Origin of the sequence: Mycobacterium intermedium, from assembly GCF_002086275.1 — a bacterium.
Classification (GTDB): domain Bacteria; phylum Actinomycetota; class Actinomycetes; order Mycobacteriales; family Mycobacteriaceae; genus Mycobacterium; species Mycobacterium intermedium.
On the sequence record NZ_MVHT01000272.1, the window covers coordinates 1 to 905 of the forward strand.

The 905-nt window shown below is 77.0% G+C and carries 1 protein-coding gene; it reads right to left on the reverse strand.

Annotation, left to right across the window (positions count from 1 at the left end; genetic code table 11):
- Positions 1–905 (reverse strand): hypothetical protein (locus BST27_RS32945; protein WP_211285340.1); only part of this gene is annotated, 905 nt, incomplete at both ends.

Below are 905 nucleotides of genomic sequence, written 5' to 3' on the forward strand. Positions count from 1 at the left end.
CCCGCCCCCCCCACCGCCAGCCCCGCCCTGGCCGCCGTTGCCGCCGAAGGTGCCACCACCGCCTGCGACGCTGGTCCCGGGGCCGCCGGAGGAGCCGTCATTACCGGCGGCACCGTCGCCTCCGGCCCCGCCCTGCCCGCCGTTGCCTACCGACCCGCCGTTACCGCCGGCCCCGCCATTGCCGCCTTGGCCGCCTAGCACGCCGTGGACACCGTCAGCGCCGTTGCCGCCTTGGCCGCCGTTGCCACCGCTGGTTACCGCCGCGCCCGCGCTGCCAGTGCCGCCGTCGCTGCCACCGCTGCCGCCGCTACCGCCCGTCCCGCCCTTGCCGCCGGCACCGACCTTGCCGGGGTTGCCGCCATCACCACCACGCCCGCCGTCGGGAACACCACTATCGCCGGAACCACCGGAGCCACCATCACCAGGTGTGCCTGCCGCGCCACCGGTACCGCCGTCACCGCCGGTCCCGTTAACGCCCGCACTGCCCGAACCACCGGCAGCGACGCCACCGGCGTTACCACCGGCACCACCGACACCTCCGGCCCCGCCATCACCACCGGTACCGCCGGTCTGCCCTGCTTCGCCCGCCGCGACGGCATCCGCGCCCTTGACGCCGGACCCACCGGCACCACCGTCGCCGCCGGTCCCGCCGATACCGCCGGTCCCGCCGTCACCGCGCAGCGAGCCACCCAGGCCGCCGGCACCGCCGGCACCGCCGGCACCGCCGGCACCGCCCTGTCCGCCCGAATCGCCGTAACTGACCCCGTCTAAGCCGGCCAATCCGGCCCCACCGCTCCCACCGGCACCTCCGGCGCCGCCATTGCCCATGTTGCCGCCGGCTCCGCCGTTCCCAGCGGTTCCGCCGAAGCCGCCGGTGCCGCCCGCTCCACCGGCCCCACCCATTC